The sequence below is a fragment of the Agromyces terreus genome (assembly GCF_009749465.1).
Lineage (GTDB): Bacteria > Actinomycetota > Actinomycetes > Actinomycetales > Microbacteriaceae > Agromyces > Agromyces terreus.
Window position 1 is genome coordinate 226,473 of sequence record NZ_WBIS01000004.1, and the last position, 17,349, is coordinate 243,821.

A 17,349-nucleotide genomic window follows, 5' to 3' on the forward strand; every position below is an offset into this window, starting at 1 on the left:
GCCGAAGCTCGGGGCATCTGTCACGGGTCACCCGGTTCGCGGGGTGCGCGTCGGGTCGACGTGGGTGCGCGGGGGTTCGCGCGGGTGCGCGCCGGGATCTTCCGGCGCGGTCAGGCGCGTCGGCGGCGGGCGATCACGAACAGCGCCCCGGCGCCCGCGAGCAGGGTCGCGGCGAGGGCGACGATGCCGACGGTCTCGACGCCGGTCGCGGCGAGGCCGGACTCGGGCTCACCGGTCGCGGCGGTCTCGGACGACGAGGCGGTCGTGGTCGAGGGCGACTCCGTGACGGGGTCGGACTCGACGGGCGGCTCGCCGCCGCCGATGCCGTCTTCGGGGCTCTCGGGGCGCTCGGGGTTGGCGGGCTCGTCGGGGTTGCCCGGGTTCTCGGGCTCGGTCGGCGTCTCGGGCTCGGTGGGCGTCTCGGGGTTGCCGGGCTCGTCGGGGTTGCCGGGCTCCTCGGGCTCGGTCGGGGGTGCGGGGTCGACGGGCGTCTCGGGCTCGGGCGAGCACTCGAGGCCCTCGCCGCCGGTCCACGGGTAGTTGTGGTGCTCGACGCCGGAGCCGCTCACGGTGAGGTCGCCGCCCACGAGCAGGCGACCGTTCGTCGACGTCCTGACGGTGGCGTCGGCGGCCGGCGCGAGCACGGAGCCGATGAGCTGGCCGTCGGTGCCGAGCTTCACGCTGGTCGCTTCCTCGAGGTTCCAGAGGATGCGCGAGGACCACTCGCCGAAGGCCGCGCTGCTCGGGCCGTCGAAGCGAGTGGATGTGTCGGCGAAGTAGTTCGGCGCCCAGTCGAGGCTCGTGCCCGTCACGTTGACGAGCACGGGCGCGTCGGCGGGCAGGTCGAAGACGACCGCCGGCGTCGTGCCGAGGGTCGCCGCATCGATGCTGAACACGTAGAGCGAGCGGTCGGCGGCGCTCGCGAAGGTCACCGTGCTGCCGGAGATCACGGCGGTGTCGGTGGCGGCCTCGGCCGCGAGGTCGCTCGAGGTCGACTCGATGAGCGCGCCGAAGCCGGAGTTCGGGCTGGTCGCGTCGGCGCCCAGGTTCCACCGCACCGTGCCGCCGTACGTGTCGATCGAGGCGCCGGTGTCGGCTCCGCCGACGTGGACGTCGCCGCCGCCGACGAGGTTGGCGCCGACGTGCACCCGCGTGCCGTTCTGCGTCGCGAGGTCGCCGCCGACGGCGAGCATCTGCGTGCCGGCCGGCGGGACGATGCCTGAGCCCGCGCCGGCGGTGCCGACGTTGAACACGCCGCCGCCGGTCTTGGCGAACGTCGCGTCGCCGGCGACGAGGAGGAGTCCCTCGGACTCGGCGGCGCTGCCGGTGGCGAGGTAGTCGCCGCCCGCGAACACGGCGACGCCGGTGTCGGAGAACAGCGGCGTGCCGCCGATGCCGGGGATCTGGCCCTCGACCGGGCATTCGGCCACGGGCGCGAGCGGCGCGGCGGATGCCGGGCCGGCGATCATGGCGAGGCCGGCGGCGCCGGTCACGGCGAGGCCGGCGGCGGTGAGCAGGCTCAGCGTCGAGCGGGTGCGTCGGGACGCGTGGGATGACACGGTGGTGCTCCGTTCGGGTCGGGTGGTGCGGATGATGCGACGTCGGCGAGGCGGCGTGCCGGATCGCAGTCGTCGGGAGCTCTCGGCGGCGCCGCGGGCTGAGCGCGGCGCTGAGACCTCCGACTGGAGAGACCGGCGCACCCGCGAATCATGACGCGGATAAGTCAGGTTTCTTTACTATCAGGCTTTGCGGTTCGAGCGCCAGCCCGGATCGGCACTTCTGGGCGGCCTCGCACGGGTTCCGCGGCAGCGGGCCCGGACTTCACCCCCGTTCGGGTGGCGGCGGCTACTCGAGCGGGAGATCGTCGCCCGGCGAATCGCCCGCGGCGGCGACGCCGCGTCGTGGTCGCCGGCGTCTGGGGCGAGGCTCGTCGAGCCCGATGTGGACGCGGGTGCGACGGCGCTCGACGATGATGAACGTCGCCCCGAGCGCCCAGAGCGGCACCTGCGTGAGGAACGCGAGCCGGAACGCCTCGAGGGAGTACGTGTCGGGCGATCCCGCGCCCTGGAGGTCCATCGCGAGGCCGATGAAGAAGATCGCGAGCAGCGCCGCGAGGAAGCCGCCGACGTTGACGATACCGGTCGCGGTGCTGAGCCGGTGCGCGGGGTTGAAGGTTCGCGCGTGGTCGAAGCCGATCATCGAGGCCGGGCCGCCCGTGCTCATGGCGAAGGCGAGCACGAACAGCAGCCAGAGCGGCGCCTGCCCCGGCCAGAAGATCACGACGAGCCACACGAGCGCCTGGAGGCCGATGATCGGCAGCACCAGCAGGCGCGACCTCCGCTGCGGATGCCGGCTCGAGAGCGCGCCGATCACGGGCCCGGAGGCCATGCCGAACACGACGTAGACGCTGAACACGAGCGAGGCCACGGCGGGGGAGAGGCCCTCGCCCACGGTGAGGAACGGGAATCCCCACAGCAGCATGAACGCGGTGCCCGAGAACGGCGTCGTGAAGTGCGACCAGAACGCGAGCCGGGTCGCGGGGTGCGCCCAGGACTCCGTGAACCCCTGGCGCAGGTCGACGGAGGATCGCACGATCTGGATCGCGCCGGTCTCGGTGTCGACCGAGACGTCCTCGGAGCGGTCGGGCGGCCGGTTGCGGATGATCGCGAACGTCAGCACCGTGAACAGCACGCCGAGGCCCGCCAGGCTGCCGAAGGCGACCGACCAGCTCGTGGCGTGCAGCAGCGCCGCGAGCGGCACGATCGAGATGAGCTGGCCGGCCTGGCCGAGCAGTCCCGTCATCTGCACGAGGAACGGCGCCTGCCTGGCCGGGAACCACACCGCGACGACGCGCAGCACGCTCGGGAAGATCGCCGCGTCGCCGGCGCCGAGGAGCACCCGGGCCACGAGGGCGGTGCCGACGTCGGGGGCGAAGGCCATGACGAGCTGGCCGACGGCCATCGTCGCCATGCCGATCGTGATGATCGGGCGGGCGCCGAAACGGTCGAGCAGCAGCCCCACGGGCACCTGCATCGTCGCGTAGACGGCGAGCTGCACGACCGCGAAGAGCGAGAGCACGGATGCGTCGGCGTCGAACCTGACCGCGGCGTCGACGCCGACCGCCGAGAGCGAGGTGCGGTTCGTGATCGAGACGATGTAGGCGGCGACGCCGACTCCCCAGATGAGCCACAGGCGCCAGGACGGCGTGCTGGTGCTCGGAAGGGGAGTCGTCACCGTTCCATCTTCCCCCGGCGTGCGGCGATCCCCCATCCGACACCGGGAATCCCGTTCGCGCGCCGTGCGCCCGATCGAACGGGGTTCGGACGCAAGTACGGGATTCCGGTCGAGTCGCTGGCGTCAGGGGTGCGAGTTTGCGTCATACCGTCTAGTCGGTATGCTGGCTTCACCGCACGACCGCGAACTCGAAGGAGAGACGCGTGCACAGGTTCGAATCGAGCGTAGCCCTCATCACCGGCGGAAGCCGCGGCATCGGTCTGGCGATCGCGAGACGCCTCGTCGACGAGGGCGCGCGGGTGGTGATCACCGGCAGGTCGCAGGAGTCCCTCGACGCCGCCGTCGCCGAGCTCGGCGCCGACCGGGCGACGGGCGTCGCGGGCAAGGCCGACGATCCCGAGCACCGCGCGGCCGTGTTCGCCCACATCGCCGAACGGCACGGCCGGCTCGACCACCTCGTGAACAACGCGGGCATCAACCCCGCCTACGGCCCGGCGCTCGAGATCGAGGCATCCGCGATCCGCAAGATCCTCGAGGTGAACGTCGTCGCCGCGCTCGAGTGGACCCGCGCCGCCGTCGCCGCCGGACTCAGCCGATCGATCGTCAACCTCTCCTCGATCTCCGCCGTGTCGGCGGCGCCCGGCATCGCGTTCTACGGCGTCTCCAAGGCGGCGCTCATGAACCTCACGATCCAGCTCGCGCACGAGCTGGCGCCCGGCATCCGCGTCAACGCCGTCGCCCCCGCGGTCGTGAAGACGGCCTTCGCCCGCGCGCTCTACGAGGGCCGGGAGGCCGAGGTGGCCGCCGAGTACCCGTTGCGGCGACTCGGGGTTCCCGACGACGTCGCGGGTCCGGTGGCGTTCCTGCTCTCCGAGGACGCAGCATGGATCACCGGGCAGACCATCCTCATCGACGGCGGCGCGAGCCTGCGGCCGATCGGCTGAGACCCGAGTCCAGACACCCGGCACCAGGCATCCGGCACCAGACATCCGGCACCAGACATCCGACACCAGACATCCGACACCAGACATCGACAGAGACGAGAACCGATGAAGGAGACCAGCGTCGCCGACGACGTGATGCGAGCGGCCGTCGAGCTGTTCGCCGCGAATGGGTACGCGAACACGAGCGTGCAGCAGGTCGTGGAGGCGGCCGGCGTCACCAAGGGCGCGATGTACCACTACTTCCAGTCGAAGGACGACCTGCTCTTCGGCATCTACGACCGCATGCTCTCGCTGCAGAAGGAGCACCTCGACGCGATCATCGGCCGCGGCGGCGGAACCGCCGAGACCGTGCGCGCGGTGTGCGTCGACGTGATCGAGACCTCGATCGACTTCCTGCCGGAGGGCACCGTGTTCTTCCGCAGCATGCACATGCTCACGGCGCCGCGGCAGTCCGAGGTCACCCGCCGCCGCCGCGACTACAACGACACGTTCGCGGCGCTCATCGAGCAGGGCCAGGCCGAGGGGCTGTATCGCACCGACATCCCGCGCCCGGTGCTCATCGCGAACTTCTTCGCCGACGTGCACTACCTCTCGCACTGGTATTCGCCCGAGGGCCCGGAGGGCAAGACACTCCTCGCCGAGCAGCTGACCGATCTGTTCCTCACCGGCATCGATGCGAGCGCCGCGAAGGGCGAGGGGCGATGAGCGAGCGGATGCCGCAGCCGGGCCCCTCCTCGGAGGGCGCGCGCGAGACCGCCGGCCCGCTGTCCGAGACCATGCGCGCCTGGCGCGTCACGCGCCACGGCGAACCCGTCGACGTGCTCGAGCTGCACGAGATCCCGGTGCCGACGCCCGGAACCGGGGAGCTGCTCGTGCGCACCGGGGCGGTCGCCGTGAACTTCCCCGACGTGCTGCTCTGCCGCGGCGAGTACCAGGTGCGCCCCGAGCTGCCGTTCGTGCCGGGCATCGAGCTGGTCGGCGAGGTCGTGGCGGTGGGCGACGGCGTCGCGTCGGCGGCCGCCGTGAGCGGCATCCGGCCCTTCGAGCCGGGCGATCGGGTCGTCGCCTCGCGCATCGGCGTGCTCTCGGAGTACGCGATCGTCGAAGCGGATGCCGCGCACCTCGCGCCCCCGTCGCTCGACGACGTGCAGGCGTCGGGGCTCGTGATCGCCTACCAGACGGCCTGGTTCGGGCTGCACCGACGTGCGAACCTGCAGGCCGGGGAGACGCTGCTCGTGCACGCGGCAGCCGGCGGCGTCGGCACCGCGGCCGTGCAGCTCGGCGTCGCGGCCGGAGCACGCGTCATCGCCGTCGTCGGATCGGCCGCGAAAGCCGAGACGGCCCGCGCCGCGGGTGCCGAGACCGTCATCGTGCGCGCCGACACCCCCGACTTCGCGGCCGTGGTCAACGACCTCACGAACGGGCGCGGCGCCGATGTCGTGTTCGACCCGGTGGGCGGCGACTCATTCACGCGCACCACGAAGTGCATCGCGTTCGAGGGGCGCATCGTCGTGGTCGGCTTCGCGAGCGGCGAGATCCCGCCGGTGCGCGCCAACCACGCCCTCGTGAAGAACTACTCGGTGCTCGGCCTGCACTGGGCGCTGTACCAGCAGACCCGCCCCGAGCTCGTGCGGGAGGCGCACGCCGAGCTCGTGCGGCTCGCGGATGCCGGTGCCATCTCGCCCGTCGCCGGCGGCGTGGTCGACTTCGAGGCGGCGCCCGACGCGATCCGGGAGCTCGCCGGCGGCGCCACCGTCGGACGCCTCGTCGTGCGCGTCGGGGCGGCATCGTGAGCGGGCGCCCCGCGGCCGTCGACCTCGGCGGCCGCGTCGCGCTGGTCACGGGCGGCGCCCGCGGCCTCGGCGAGGCGTACGCGCGCGCCCTGCACGCCGCCGGCGCCCGCGTCGTGATCGCCGACCTGCTGCGCGATGAGGGCGAGACGCTCGCCGCCGAACTCGGCGTCGACGCGTGCTTCGTGCCGCTCGACGTGACCGACGAGGAGTCGTGGGCCTCCGCCGTCGAAGCGGCGCTCGAGGCGTTCGGCGCCGTCGACGTGCTCGTGAACAACGCGGGCATCGCGAACGCCGCGCCGCTCGAGCACTACAGCCTCGAGAAATGGAACGCCGTCATCGCGGTGAACCTCACCGGTGTGTTCCTCGGCTGCCGCGCGGTCGTGCCCGTCATGAAGGCGCAGGGCTCGGGGTCGATCATCAACATCTCCTCCGTCGAGGGCATGCGCGGCTCGCCCCACCTCGTGGGCTACACGGCATCGAAGTTCGGCGTGCGCGGCCTCAGCCAGGCGCTCGCGGTCGAGCTCGGGGCATCCGGCATCCGCGTGAACTCCGTGCATCCCGGGCTGATCCTGACCGACATGACCACGCGCATCGACCCGGCGAAGCTCGACATCCCGCTCGGGCGCCCGTCGGTGCCCGACGAGGTCGCGGGCACCATCGTGTTCCTCGCGAGCGACGCGTCGTCGTTCACGAGCGGCGCCGAGTTCGTGGTCGACGGCGGGATGATCGCGGGCATCCCGCACCATTGACGCCGGTCCGCGGCATCCGTCGGCTCGCGTAGGGTGGGAGCTTCCCCACCCGCCCCACCTCTTCGAGGGAGCTGCACCGTGCCCAGAACCGAGCAGGCCGTCGACGCGGCACGATACGCACCGAACCCGTCGGTGCTGACGGCGCTGCGCAGCCCGAAGATCCTGACCCGCGAGGTGCTCGCCGGCCTCGTGGTCGCCCTGGCCCTCATCCCCGAGGCGATCTCGTTCTCGATCATCGCGGGCGTCGACCCGCGCGTCGGCCTGTTCTCCTCGTTCATCATGGCCGTGTCGATCGCGTTCCTCGGCGGCCGCCCCGCGATGATCACCGCGGCCACGGGCGCGGTCGCGCTCGTGATCGCGCCGGTCGCCCGCGACTACGGCATGGACTACTTCATCGCGACCGTGATGCTCGCCGGCGTGTTCCAGGTGGTGCTGGGACTGCTCGGCGTCGCGAAGCTCATGCGCTTCATCCCGCGCAGCGTCATGATCGGCTTCGTCAACTCGCTCGCGATCCTCATCTTCACGGCCCAGCTGCCGAACCTCATCGGCGTGCCGTGGCTCGTCTACCCGCTCGTCGCGGTCGGCATCCTGATCATGGTGTTCATGCCGCGCCTGACCAAGGTGGTGCCGGCGCCGCTCGTGGCGATCGTGCTCATCACGGTGGCCACCGTCGTGACGGCCGCCAATGTCCCGACCGTCGGCGACCAGGGCGAGCTGCCGCAGAGCCTGCCCGAGCTGTTCATCCCGAACGTGCCGCTCACGTGGGAGACCTTCCAGACCATCGCGCCGTTCGCGCTCGCCATGGCGCTCGTCGGCCTCATGGAGTCGCTCATGACGGCCAAGCTCGTCGACGAGATCACTGACACCCACTCGCGCAAGACCCGCGAGTCGCTCGGCCAGGGCGTCTCGAACATCCTCTCGGGCCTGTTCGGCGGCATGGGCGGATGCGCCATGATCGGCCAGACGATGATCAACGTGAAGGCGTCGGGAGCGCGCACACGCATCTCGACCTTCCTCGCGGGCGTGTTCCTGCTGATCCTCGTGCTCGTGCTCGGCGACATCGTCGCGGTCATCCCGATGGCGGCGCTCGTCGCGGTGATGGTCATGGTCTCGGTCGGCACGTTCGACTGGCACAGCATCCGCCCGTCGACCCTGAAGCGGATGCCGCTGGGCGAGACCCTCGTCATGGTGCTCACGGTCGTCGTGGTCGTCATCACCCACAACCTCGCCATCGGGGTCGTCATCGGTGTCGTGGCCGCGATGATCGTGTTCGCGCGTCGCGTGGCCCACTTCGCCTCGGTCGAGCGCACCGTCGACCTCGAGGCCGAGGAGCCGACCGCGCACTACGTCGTCACCGGCGAGCTCTTCTTCGCATCGAGCAATGACCTCACCACCCAGTTCGAGTACGCCGACGACCCCGAGCGCGTCGTCATCGACCTCTCGCGGTCGCACGTGTGGGACGCCTCGACCGTCGCCGCGCTCGACTCGATCACCACGAAGTACGCCCAGCACGGCAAGACCGCGGTGATCAAGGGCATGAACGAGGCCAGCGCGCGCATGCACACGCGTCTCGCCGGAAACCTCGGCGCCGGGCACTGAGCCGCGGGCACTGCGCCGCGGGCGGTTGCGCCGCGGACGGCTGCACGCCCGCCCGACGGCCGTGCTGCGGCGCGCCCGCCCGCCGGCGTCAGAGGCGCTCGAACACCAGCGTCGCCTGGATGCGGTCTCCGCCGCCGAACCCGCCGCTGCCCGAGGACGCCGTCGTGATCGTGTGCAGGCGGTAGCCGAGGGCGGCCTGCTTGTTGATGACCTTCTCGAGTTCGGTGAGGTTGCCCGAACCCGTGCCGAAGAACTTCTCCTTGAGCACCACCTGCAGCACCACGTAGCTCATGCCCGCGGGGGCCGGACGAGGCTGCGCGCCTGAGACGGCGTCGGCCTGCGCCCGGCTGATCATGCCCTCGAGACCGCCGGTCTTGGGCGCGGGCGGCTGCACGGACTCGGTCCACTTCTGGCCGTCCCACCAGCGCATCGTGCCAGATCCGTCGTCGTACCAACCGGCCTGCGTCTCAGCCATGGGGCTCCTCATTCTTCTGCGGGCCCTTGGGGCCCTCGGGGTGCCAGCGTATCGACGGCCGCCGTCAGCCGTGGCGCCGATCACGATTGCGAATCGGACATACCGTCTGGTCGGTATCTGTTGTACAGTGACCTGAAACCGACACGAAGAGGTGCCGATGAACCACACGCCGAGCGACGCGGAGCAGACCTCCACCGCCGCATCCGCTGCACCATCCGTTCCCGAACCGCGGCTGCGGGTCGACGGCCTGACCGTGCGATTCGGCGGGCTCACCGCGCTCGACGACGTGTCGTTCGAGGTGGGCCGCGGCGAGGTCGTCGCCCTCATCGGCCCCAACGGCGCCGGCAAGACCACGGTCTTCAACGCGATCAGCGGGCTCGTGCGCCGGGCCGCCGGCGACATGCGCATCGACGGCGCACCGGCGCCCGCGCGCCCGACCGGTCTCGTCGGGCGTCGCGTCGCGCGCACGCTGCAGGGCCTCGGCCTCTTCGACTCGATGAGCGTGCTCGAGAACGTGCTCGTTCCCCTCGAGGCGCGGTCGGGTGCCGGCGGTCGCGGTCGCCGGGGCGATGCCGCCGAGCAGGCGAGCGGATGCCTCGGCCGGCTCGGCATCGCCCACCTCGCCGCCGTGCCGGTCGCCGCCCTGCCCTACCCCGAGCGCAAGCGCGTCGCCCTCGCTCGGGCCCTCGTGACCGACCCCGATCTGCTGCTGCTCGACGAGCCGGCGGGCGGGCTCGGCGAGGAGGACATCGACACGCTCGCCGAGGTGGTGCGCGAGGTCGCGGCATCCGGATGCTCGGTGCTCCTCGTCGAGCACCACGTCGACTTCGTCATGGGCGTCGCCGACCGCATCGTCGTCCTCGACTTCGGCCGGGTCATCGCCTGCGGCACCCCCGACGAGGTGCGCGCCGACCCTCGCGTCGAAGAGGCGTACCTCGGAATCGAGCCGGCCGCATGAGCGCCGAACGAACCGATGCCCGCGGCGCCCTCCGTGCCGCCGAGCGGACCGGCGCCGAACTGCGCCTCGAGGGGCTCACCGTCGGCTACGGCGGGGCTCCGGTGCTGCGCGGCGTCGACGTGCGGGTTCCGGCCGGCACGATCGTCGCGCTGCTCGGCGCGAACGGCGCGGGCAAGACCACCCTGCTGCGCACGGTGTCGGGGCTCCTGCCCGCGGCATCCGGCCGCATCGTGTTCGACGGGGTCGACCTCGCCGGCGTCTCCGTCGAGGACCGCGCCCGCGCCGGACTCGCGCAGGTGCCCGAGGGGCGCAGCGTCGTCGCCGAGTTGACCGTCGACGAGAACCTGCGGCTCGGCGGGCTGCAGCGGTTCCGCGGGCGCCGGCTCACGGCCGCCGTCGACGGGATCTACGGCATGTTCGAGCCGCTCGCGCGCCGTCGCCGCGCCGCCGGGCACCAGCTGTCGGGCGGCGAGCGGCAGATGCTCGCCCTCGGCCGCGCCATCATCGCGGAGCCGCGCGTGCTGCTGCTCGACGAGCCCTCGCTCGGGCTTGCGCCCCGCGTGGTCGCCCAGATCATGGCCGTGCTGCGCGGCCTGCGCGACGAGCGCGGCCTCACCGTGCTGCTCGCCGAGCAGAACGTCACGAGCGCGCTCGCCGTCGCCGACCACGGCGTCGTGCTGAACCTCGGCGAGGTCGTCGCCGACCGCCCGGCCGAAGACCTCCGCACCGACTCCGCCCTCCGCCACGCCTACCTGGGATTCTGATGGACCGCCTCCTCTTCCTCCTCGCCACCGGCCTCGCGCGCGGCGCGATCTTCGCGCTGTTCGCCCTCGCCCTCGTGCTCATCTGGCGCGCCGCCCGCGTCGTGAACTTCGCCCAGGGGGCGATGGCGGTCGTCGCCGTCTACGTCGCCTTCGCGGTCACGGGGCTCACCGGCTCGTACTGGATCGGCCTCGCGAGCGCGCTCGTCGCGGGCGGGCTCATGGGCCTCGTCGTCGAACGCGGCGTGATGCGCTTCGCGAGCCACGCCTCGCCGCTGTCGGGCGTCATCATCGCGATCGGCGTCGTCATGGTGCTGCAGTCGGCGCTCGGCATCGCGTTCGGCTCGAACACCCGGCCCATGGAGGCGCCCTTCTCGGAGTCGCCCATCGTGATCGGCGGGGTTCCGGTGCTCTCGCCGTACGACCTGTTCGTGCTGATCCTCGCCGTCGGGCTCATGGGCGTGCTCGCCCTGCTCTTCACGCGCACCTCGCTCGGGCTGCAACTGCGGGCCTCGGCGTTCGCCCCCGAGGTGTCACGTCTGCTCGGCGTGCGCGTGACGCGCATGGTCACCGCCGGATGGGTGCTCGCCTCCGCCGTCGGCGCGCTCGCCGCCCTGCTGCTCGTGCCCACCGAACTCGGACTCAACCCGCACTCGGCCGACATGCTCTTCGTCTCGGCCTTCACGGTCGCGGTCGTCGGCGGGCTCGACTCCCCGCCGGGCGCGCTCATCGGCGGCCTCGCCGTCGGGGTGCTCATCAGCCTCGTCACCGGATACCTCGGCGCGACCGTCGCCCCGATCGCGGTGCTCGTGCTGCTCGTGGCCGTGCTGCTCGTGCGGCCGGGCGGCCTCTTCGCGACGACCGAGGCGAGGACCGCATGAGCGCCGACACGAACGCCCGCCCCGCGGCATCCGCAACGCCCCCGGCCGGCATCGAGGCCGCGACCCCGTCGCCGCGCACGAGCGGGCCGCTCACCACGAGCATCCGCGCCCCGCGCGAGCGCCGACGCCGCTCGACGCCCCGCCTGCTCGTCACGGCCCTCGTGCTCACGCTCGTCGCGATCGGCGCGACCTTCCTGCTCGACCCGTACCGCAACTACCAGTTCGCCCTCATCGCGGCGACGTTCTGCGCGACCGCCGGGCTCACCCTGCTCATCGGCCTCACCGGCCAACTCTCGCTCGGGCACGCCGCGCTCATGGCGGCGGGCGGCTACGGCTACGCGCTCACCGCGAACGCGCTGACCGACGCGGGCGTCGACGGCGTGCCGAGGTTCGTGGTCTCGCTCGCGGCGGCGGCCGCGGCATCCGCTCTGCTGGGGCTCCTGCTCGGCCTCGCCGCAGCGCGCCTCAAGGGGCCGTACCTCTCGGGCGTCACGCTCGTGCTCGTCATCGCGCTGCCCGCGTTCACCTCGGTGTTCTCGGGGGTGTTCCGCGGGGACCAGGGCGTGCAGATCGCGTACGACGGGGTGCCCGAGGTGCTGCGCCGGATCATCGCGGTCGAGCAGTGGCAGGCGTGGGTCGCGATCCTCGTGGCCGCCGTGTTCGTGACCTGGCTCGCGGCACTCCGCAACGGCCGCGCGGGGCTGCGCATGCGCGCCGTGCGCGACGACGAGACCGCCGCCCGCCTGCAGGGCGTGCGCGCCGGCCGCGTCAAGGTCCTCGCGTTCACCGCCAGCTCGGTCACCGCGGGCGCGGGCGGCGCGGTGCTCTGCTTCGTCACCCAATCGGTCAGCCCCGGCGCGTACACGCTCGCGTTCTCGCTGCTGCTCCTCGTCGCCGTCGTCATCGGCGGACTCGGGAGCCTGCTCGGCGCGTTCCTCGGATCCATCGTGATCGTCATGCTGCCCTGGCTCATCCAGACCGCGACCGGCGCGCTCGACCTCTCGGCCGACGCCGCCCAGCGCCTCACCGGCAACCTGCCCGTGCTCGTGTTCGGCGTGCTGCTCATCGTCGTGACCGCGGCGTGGCCCGGCGGCATCCGCGCGACGCTGCCGAAGCGGCTGTTCTCGAAGCGGATGCCGCGGGCCGCCGCTGCTCCCGCCGCGGGCCCCGACGCGGCCGTCGCCGCGGACTCCGACCTCGAACCTCGCACCGATTCCGCAGCAGAACCCATCCCCACCACAACAGAGAGGTGACCGTCATGTCCCACGCACCAACCCGCTCCGCACCCCGCCGCACCGTCGCGGCGGTGTCCGCGGCATCCGCCCTGCTGCTCGCGATGAGCGCCTGCAGCACCCCCAGCGGCGGCGGCGACCCCGCCGAGGCCGCGCCAGGCGTCACCGACGACACCGTGACGATCGGCACCCACCAGCCGCTCACCGGCCCGGCCGCCGCCGGCTACTCGTCGATCTCGGCCGCGACCACGGCGTACTTCGCGTACCTCAACGAGAACGGCGGCGTGAACGGCCGCGAGATCGAGTACCTCGTCAAGGACGACGGGTACAACCCGGCCAACACGCAGACCGTGGTGCGCGAGCTCGTGCAGGACGACGAGGTCTTCGCGATCCTCAACGGCCTCGGCACGCCCACGCACACCGCCGTGCTCGACTACCTCAACCAGAACGAGGTGCCCGACCTGTTCGTGGCATCCGGGTCGACGAGCTGGAACCAGCCCGAGGAGTACCCGTGGACCTTCGGGTTCAACGCCGATTACGTCACCGAGGCCGAGGCGCTCGCGCAGTACGCCGACGACGAGTTCGCGGGCCAGTCGGTCTGCATGCTCGGGCAGGACGACGACTTCGGCGACGAGTTCCTCGAGGGCCTCGAGAACGTGCTCGGCGAGGGCTCGCTCGCGAGCGTGCAGCGCTACTCGGTGTCGAACCAGGACGTCGTGGCCCAGATCGGCGCCATGCAGGCCGCCGGCTGCGAGGTGAACATGCTCGCGACCGTCAACGGCTTCACCGCCCTCGCGATCGGCACGGCCGCCAAGCTCGGCTACCAGGCGCAGTGGATGTCGTCGTCGTCGGGCGGCGACTACGTGACCCTGGCCGGATTCCTCGGCGAGGCCGCCCCGCTGCTCCTCGAGGGCTTCGTCACGACGAACTACCTGCCCTACGCGCCGGGTAACGAGTGGGACGACCTGTTCCGCCAGATCAACGACGACTACAACGACGGCGCCCCGTTCGACGGCAACACCGTGTTCGGCATGTCGGTCGGCTACCTCTTCGCCGAAGCCCTGGCGAAGGCCGGCGACAACCCGACGCGGCAGGGCATCGTCGACGCCATCGCGTCGGGCGACCTCGTCGGCAACGGCCTCGTGCCGCTCGCCTTCGGCTCGGACAGCCACTCCGCGTACAAGGGCGTGTCGATCACGACCGTCACCGCCGGCGTGCAGGACTTCATCGGCGTGACCTACGTGAGCGATGGAGACGGCGGCGTCGAACCCTACGACGGCGACGCCGTGCCGCTCGAGAATGACGGCGTCCCCACGTCATAGCCTCGAGCATGAGAACGGCGGATGTCTCGGGCCCGACCGGCCCGGGGCATCCGCCGTTCCGCGTGGTCTGCCGGGGTCAGCGGCGCTATCGGGGCTCTACCAGATCGTGCCGCCGCCGATCGAGATGCCGCCCCACGTGAGCGCGATGAAGATCGCCGCGAACACGACGGGCGCGATGCCCTTGCCGCCGCGGGCGAGCCCCTTCAGGAGGCCGATCACGGCGAGGATCGCGGCGATGACCGAGAGGCCGCCGCCGACGATCAGGCCGATGAACAGCGGGATGGGCATGAGGACGAGACCCGCCAGCGCGACCCAGAAGGCGGCCCAGGCGGTCGGGTTCGAGCGGTGTTCGACAGAAGAGGACATGCTTCATTCTCTCGCGTCGGTGTCGGCAATGTGCCGTGGACACGAATGGTCGCTTCCGCGGCTCGGAAGCGACCATTCGTGTCCGCGAGCGGCGGCGCGTCAGCGCGCGTCCGGCGCCGTGACCGGCGAGTACTGCTCGACGAGCTGGCGCTTCAGCACCTTGCCGCTGCCGCCGAGCGGCAGGGAGTCCGTGACGTGCACCACGCGCGGGTACTTGTAGGCGGCGATGCGCTCGCGGGTGAACGCGACGAGCGCCTCGGGGTCGACCTCGTGCCCGTCGAGGGCGACCACCGCGGCGTGCACCTCCTGCCCGTGGGTGTCGTCGGCGACGCCGAAGACGGCGGCCATGGCGACATCCGGATGCCGCATCATCACGGCCTCGACCTCGGTCGGGTACACGTTGTAGCCGTTGCGCACGATCATGTCCTTCTTGCGGTCGACGATCGTGATGATGCCGTCGACGATGGTGCCCAGGTCGCCCGTGCGGAACCAGCCGTCGACCACGGCCTCGGCTGAGGCATCCGGGCGCCCGAGGTAGCCCTTGAAGAGGTTGTGGCCGCGCACGACGATCTCGCCGAGGGCTTCGGGCCCGTCGAGGAACACGATGCGCCCCTCGATCTCGGAGTCGGCGATCGCCGCGTCGATGCCCCAGTAGGTGCGTCCGACGGTGCCGGGGCGGATGGGCTCGCCGACCATGTTGAACGACACCGTGGGGGAGGTCTCGGTGAGTCCGTACCCCTCGTGCACCTCGGCGCCGTACGCGCGCTCGAACGCCTCGAGCAGCGCGACGGGCAGGGCCGCGCCGCCCGAGACGGCGTAGCGCAGCGGGGGTGTGGAGTCGGCGCGGGCGGCGGCCTCGACCATGCCGACGAACATCGTCGGCACCGCGGTGAAGACCGTGGCGCCGTGCGCGTTCATGAGGTCGAGCGCCTGGTCGGGGTCGAACTTCGGCAGCAGGATGATCGACGCGCCCTTGCGGAACGCGATGTTCATGACCGCCGTCTGCCCGAACGTGTGGAACAGCGGCAGCCCGCCGAACACCACGTCGTCCGCGCGCATGTCGAACGCGTCGATGAGCGCGCAGTGCACCTGCTCGACGATCGCGAGGTGCGAGCCGACGGCGCCCTTCGGCGTACCGGTCGTGCCGCTCGTGTAGAGGATCGTCGCGGCATCCGTCGGTCGCACCGACACGTGGCGTTCGATGGGGGCGGATGCCGCGGCCTCCGCCTCGAGGCGGGGCAGGTCGGGGCCGCCGGACTCGACGGGCGGCGTGAGCACGGTCACGAGCGGCACGCCGGCGGATGCCGCGGCGGGCACGGCTTCGACGAGCAGCGGTCCGGCGGCGATGAGCACGTCGGCGCCCGAGTCGCGCAGCACGTACGCGATTTCCTCGGCCTTGAAGAGCAGGTGCACGGGCACGACCACGGCGCCGAGGGCGAGGGCGGCGTAGTACACGCGCGGGAAGTCGGGCACGTTCGGCACGAGCATCGCGACCCGGTCGCCGCGGCCGATGCCCCGATCGCGCAGGGCGCCCGCGTAGGCGCGGCTCTCGTCCCAGAGCGTGCCGTAGTCGATGGTGCGTCCCATGAAGTGCAGGGCCGGCCGGGTCGGCGTGCGCACGGCGGACTCGGCGAGCATGCTCGCGACCGAGAGGGTGCCGAAGCCGTCGCCGTCGACGGCGGGGTCGGGGGCGTGGGTGCGGGGCGGGGTGCGGGCCTCGGTGCGGGGCTCGGTGCGGGGCTCGGTGCGGGTCGTCGAAGTCATCGGGGAGTTCCTTTCATCGTCATTGATGGGTGCCGTGATGGCGGCGCGGTGGTGCTGCGGTCAGCGGGGCGTGCGGAGTTCGGCCTTGCCGAGGGCGCTCAGGTGCACCTCGTCGGGGCCGTCGGCCAGGCGCAGCACGCGCGCCCCGGCGAACATCTCGGCGAGCGGGGCGTCGCTCGAGACGCCCGCAGCGCCGAAGACCTGGATCGCCCGGTCGAGGATCTGCTGCACCGCGCGCGGCACGGCGATCTTGATCGACTGGATCTCGGTCATCGCCTGCCGGTTGCCGACCGTGTCCATGAGCCAGGCGGTCTTCAGCACGAGCAGGCGCAGCGACTCGACCTGGATGCGCGACTCGGCGACCCACTCGCGCACGACGCCCTGCTCGGCCAGCGTGCGCCCGAACGCGACGCGGCTGTTCGCGCGCTCCCGCACGAGCGACAGGGCGCGTTCGGCCATGCCGAGCGCGCGCATGCAGTGGTGGATGCGGCCGGGCCCGAGCCGCGCCTGCGCGATCGCGAAGCCGTCGCCCTCGCCCGCGATGAGGTTCGACGCGGGCACGCGCACGTCGTCGAACACGATCTCGGCGTGGCCGCCGTGGTCGCGGTCGTCGTATCCGAACACGCTCAGCCCTCGCACGACGGTGACGCCGGGGGCGTCGCGCGGCACGAGGATCATCGACTGCCGGCGGTGGCGTGCGGCATCCGGATCGGTCTGGCCCATGACGATGAAGATCGCGGCATCCGGGCTCATCGCGCCCGTCGACCACCATTTGCGCCCGCTGATCACGTACGAGTCGCCGTCGCGGCGGATGCGGGTCGCGATGTTCGTCGCGTCGCTCGACGCGACCTCGGGCTCGGTCATGCAGAAGGACGAGCGGATGTCTCCCGCGAGCAGCGGATCGAGCCACTCGCGCTGCTGCTCGGGCGTGCCGAAGTCGGCCAGCACCTCCATGTTGCCCGTGTCGGGCGCCGCGCAGTTCATCGCGACCGGCGCGAGGCGCGGCGACCAGCCCGTGGCCTCCGCGAGCGGCGCGTACTGCAAGTTCGTGAGGCCCGCGCCGCGCTCGCCCGGCAGGAACAGGTTCCACAGGCCCTCGGCACGGGCGGCCGTGCGCAGTTCGCCGACGACGGGGCGGAACCGCCACTCGTCGGGCGTCGCCGCGAGCTGCTCGTCGAGCACCGGCTCGGCCGGGATCGCCCGGTCGCGCACGAACGCCTCGACCCGGTCGATGAGGGCGAGCGTGCGGGCGTCGTGGCTGAAGTCCATGG

General features: G+C 72.1%; 16 protein-coding genes. 10 read left to right on the forward strand and 6 right to left on the reverse strand.

What is annotated here, in order from left to right:
* Positions 1 to 110: 110 nt before the first annotated feature.
* Both GQQ92_RS11020 and GQQ92_RS11025 read right to left on the reverse strand, forming a co-directional pair.
* Complete coding sequence (locus tag GQQ92_RS11020) at positions 111 to 1,559, reverse strand: choice-of-anchor A family protein (RefSeq protein ID WP_156999305.1); 1,449 nt, start codon at positions 1,557 to 1,559, stop codon at positions 111 to 113.
* A gap of 286 nt (positions 1,560 to 1,845) precedes the next feature.
* The gene (locus tag GQQ92_RS11025; protein ID WP_232057645.1) at positions 1,846 to 3,234 is read right to left on the reverse strand and encodes an MFS transporter; all 1,389 of its coding nucleotides are present in this window, start codon (positions 3,232 to 3,234) and stop codon (positions 1,846 to 1,848) included.
* Between the two features lie 203 nt (positions 3,235 to 3,437).
* Here GQQ92_RS11025 and GQQ92_RS11030 point away from each other — a divergent pair, with 203 nt between their 5' ends.
* The 5 genes from GQQ92_RS11030 to GQQ92_RS11050 all read left to right on the forward strand — a co-directional run bounded on the left by GQQ92_RS11030 (position 3,438) and on the right by GQQ92_RS11050 (position 8,319).
* Positions 3,438 to 4,178, forward strand: a complete 741-nt coding sequence (locus GQQ92_RS11030) for an SDR family oxidoreductase (protein ID WP_156999307.1) — start codon at positions 3,438 to 3,440, stop codon at positions 4,176 to 4,178.
* Between the two features lie 105 nt (positions 4,179 to 4,283).
* A complete protein-coding gene (locus tag GQQ92_RS11035) occupies positions 4,284 to 4,883 on the forward strand; it encodes a TetR/AcrR family transcriptional regulator (RefSeq protein ID WP_156999308.1) in 600 nt (199 codons plus the stop codon).
* Positions 4,880 to 5,971 carry an NADPH:quinone oxidoreductase family protein gene (locus GQQ92_RS11040; protein WP_232057646.1) on the forward strand — a complete coding sequence of 364 codons (1,092 nt, stop codon included), beginning with the start codon at positions 4,880 to 4,882 and terminating at the stop codon, positions 5,969 to 5,971. Before GQQ92_RS11035 ends, GQQ92_RS11040 begins: the two co-directional genes overlap by 4 nt.
* Positions 5,968 to 6,720: an SDR family NAD(P)-dependent oxidoreductase gene (locus tag GQQ92_RS11045; protein WP_156999309.1), complete on the forward strand. Its 753-nt coding sequence runs from the start codon at positions 5,968 to 5,970 to the stop codon at positions 6,718 to 6,720. The genes GQQ92_RS11040 and GQQ92_RS11045 overlap by 4 nt, the downstream gene beginning before the upstream one ends.
* 78 nt (positions 6,721 to 6,798) lie before the next feature.
* Positions 6,799 to 8,319 carry a SulP family inorganic anion transporter gene (locus GQQ92_RS11050; RefSeq protein ID WP_156999310.1) on the forward strand — a complete coding sequence of 507 codons (1,521 nt, stop codon included), beginning with the start codon at positions 6,799 to 6,801 and terminating at the stop codon, positions 8,317 to 8,319.
* 88 nt (positions 8,320 to 8,407) lie between these two features.
* Here the strand turns inward: GQQ92_RS11050 and GQQ92_RS11055 are convergent, their stop codons facing one another.
* The gene (locus GQQ92_RS11055) at positions 8,408 to 8,794 is read right to left on the reverse strand and encodes a DUF2510 domain-containing protein (protein WP_156999311.1); all 387 of its coding nucleotides are present in this window, start codon (positions 8,792 to 8,794) and stop codon (positions 8,408 to 8,410) included.
* A 157-nt stretch (positions 8,795 to 8,951) separates the two neighbouring features.
* On the opposite strand from GQQ92_RS11055, the gene GQQ92_RS11060 reads away from it, so the two are divergent.
* Genes GQQ92_RS11060 through GQQ92_RS11080 form a run of 5 tightly spaced genes read left to right on the forward strand, consistent with a single transcriptional unit; the run spans position 8,952 to position 13,948 of the window.
* Positions 8,952 to 9,752, forward strand: coding sequence for an ABC transporter ATP-binding protein (locus tag GQQ92_RS11060; protein WP_156999312.1), 801 nt, complete (start codon positions 8,952 to 8,954; stop codon positions 9,750 to 9,752).
* Positions 9,749 to 10,516: an ABC transporter ATP-binding protein gene (locus GQQ92_RS11065; protein ID WP_156999313.1), complete on the forward strand. Its 768-nt coding sequence runs from the start codon at positions 9,749 to 9,751 to the stop codon at positions 10,514 to 10,516. Before GQQ92_RS11060 ends, GQQ92_RS11065 begins: the two co-directional genes overlap by 4 nt.
* On the forward strand, positions 10,516 to 11,394 hold the full coding sequence (locus tag GQQ92_RS11070; RefSeq protein WP_156999314.1) for a branched-chain amino acid ABC transporter permease: 879 nt from the start codon (positions 10,516 to 10,518) through the stop codon (positions 11,392 to 11,394). The genes GQQ92_RS11065 and GQQ92_RS11070 overlap by 1 nt, the downstream gene beginning before the upstream one ends.
* Positions 11,391 to 12,647 (forward strand): branched-chain amino acid ABC transporter permease, encoded by a 1,257-nt coding sequence (locus tag GQQ92_RS11075; RefSeq protein WP_156999315.1) that lies wholly within the window; start codon positions 11,391 to 11,393, stop codon positions 12,645 to 12,647. The genes GQQ92_RS11070 and GQQ92_RS11075 overlap by 4 nt, the downstream gene beginning before the upstream one ends.
* 5 nt (positions 12,648 to 12,652) lie before the next feature.
* Positions 12,653 to 13,948, forward strand: a complete 1,296-nt coding sequence (locus GQQ92_RS11080) for an ABC transporter substrate-binding protein (RefSeq protein WP_156999316.1) — start codon at positions 12,653 to 12,655, stop codon at positions 13,946 to 13,948.
* A 96-nt stretch (positions 13,949 to 14,044) separates the two neighbouring features.
* Here the strand turns inward: GQQ92_RS11080 and GQQ92_RS11085 are convergent, their stop codons facing one another.
* From GQQ92_RS11085 to GQQ92_RS11095, 3 genes are all read right to left on the reverse strand, one after another.
* Positions 14,045 to 14,314, reverse strand: coding sequence for a hypothetical protein (locus GQQ92_RS11085; protein ID WP_156999317.1), 270 nt, complete (start codon positions 14,312 to 14,314; stop codon positions 14,045 to 14,047).
* A 99-nt stretch (positions 14,315 to 14,413) separates the two neighbouring features.
* Positions 14,414 to 15,952, reverse strand: a complete 1,539-nt coding sequence (locus tag GQQ92_RS11090; protein ID WP_232057654.1) for an AMP-binding protein — start codon at positions 15,950 to 15,952, stop codon at positions 14,414 to 14,416.
* Positions 15,953 to 16,138: 186 nt separating this feature from the next.
* Positions 16,139 to 17,347 carry an acyl-CoA dehydrogenase family protein gene (locus GQQ92_RS11095; RefSeq protein ID WP_156999319.1) on the reverse strand — a complete coding sequence of 403 codons (1,209 nt, stop codon included), beginning with the start codon at positions 17,345 to 17,347 and terminating at the stop codon, positions 16,139 to 16,141.
* Positions 17,348 to 17,349 lie beyond the last annotated feature (2 nt).

Excerpts from the sequence above, each read along its gene's own strand:
- GQQ92_RS11035 (WP_156999308.1), top strand. The coding sequence starts at position 4,284 with ATGAAGGAGACCAGCGTCGCCGACGACGTGATGCGAGCGGCCGTCGAG.
- GQQ92_RS11040 (WP_232057646.1), top strand. The coding sequence starts at position 4,880 with ATGAGCGAGCGGATGCCGCAGCCGGGCCCCTCCTCGGAGGGCGCGCGC.
- GQQ92_RS11055 (WP_156999311.1), bottom strand. The coding sequence starts at position 8,794 with ATGGCTGAGACGCAGGCCGGTTGGTACGACGACGGATCTGGCACGATG.
- GQQ92_RS11060 (WP_156999312.1), top strand. The coding sequence starts at position 8,952 with ATGAACCACACGCCGAGCGACGCGGAGCAGACCTCCACCGCCGCATCC.
- GQQ92_RS11065 (WP_156999313.1), top strand. The coding sequence starts at position 9,749 with ATGAGCGCCGAACGAACCGATGCCCGCGGCGCCCTCCGTGCCGCCGAG.
- GQQ92_RS11070 (WP_156999314.1), top strand. The coding sequence starts at position 10,516 with ATGGACCGCCTCCTCTTCCTCCTCGCCACCGGCCTCGCGCGCGGCGCG.
- GQQ92_RS11075 (WP_156999315.1), top strand. The coding sequence starts at position 11,391 with ATGAGCGCCGACACGAACGCCCGCCCCGCGGCATCCGCAACGCCCCCG.
- GQQ92_RS11080 (WP_156999316.1), top strand. The coding sequence starts at position 12,653 with ATGTCCCACGCACCAACCCGCTCCGCACCCCGCCGCACCGTCGCGGCG.
- GQQ92_RS11085 (WP_156999317.1), bottom strand. The coding sequence starts at position 14,314 with ATGTCCTCTTCTGTCGAACACCGCTCGAACCCGACCGCCTGGGCCGCC.
- GQQ92_RS11090 (WP_232057654.1), bottom strand. The coding sequence starts at position 15,952 with ATGCTCGCCGAGTCCGCCGTGCGCACGCCGACCCGGCCGGCCCTGCAC.
- GQQ92_RS11095 (WP_156999319.1), bottom strand. The coding sequence starts at position 17,347 with ATGGACTTCAGCCACGACGCCCGCACGCTCGCCCTCATCGACCGGGTC.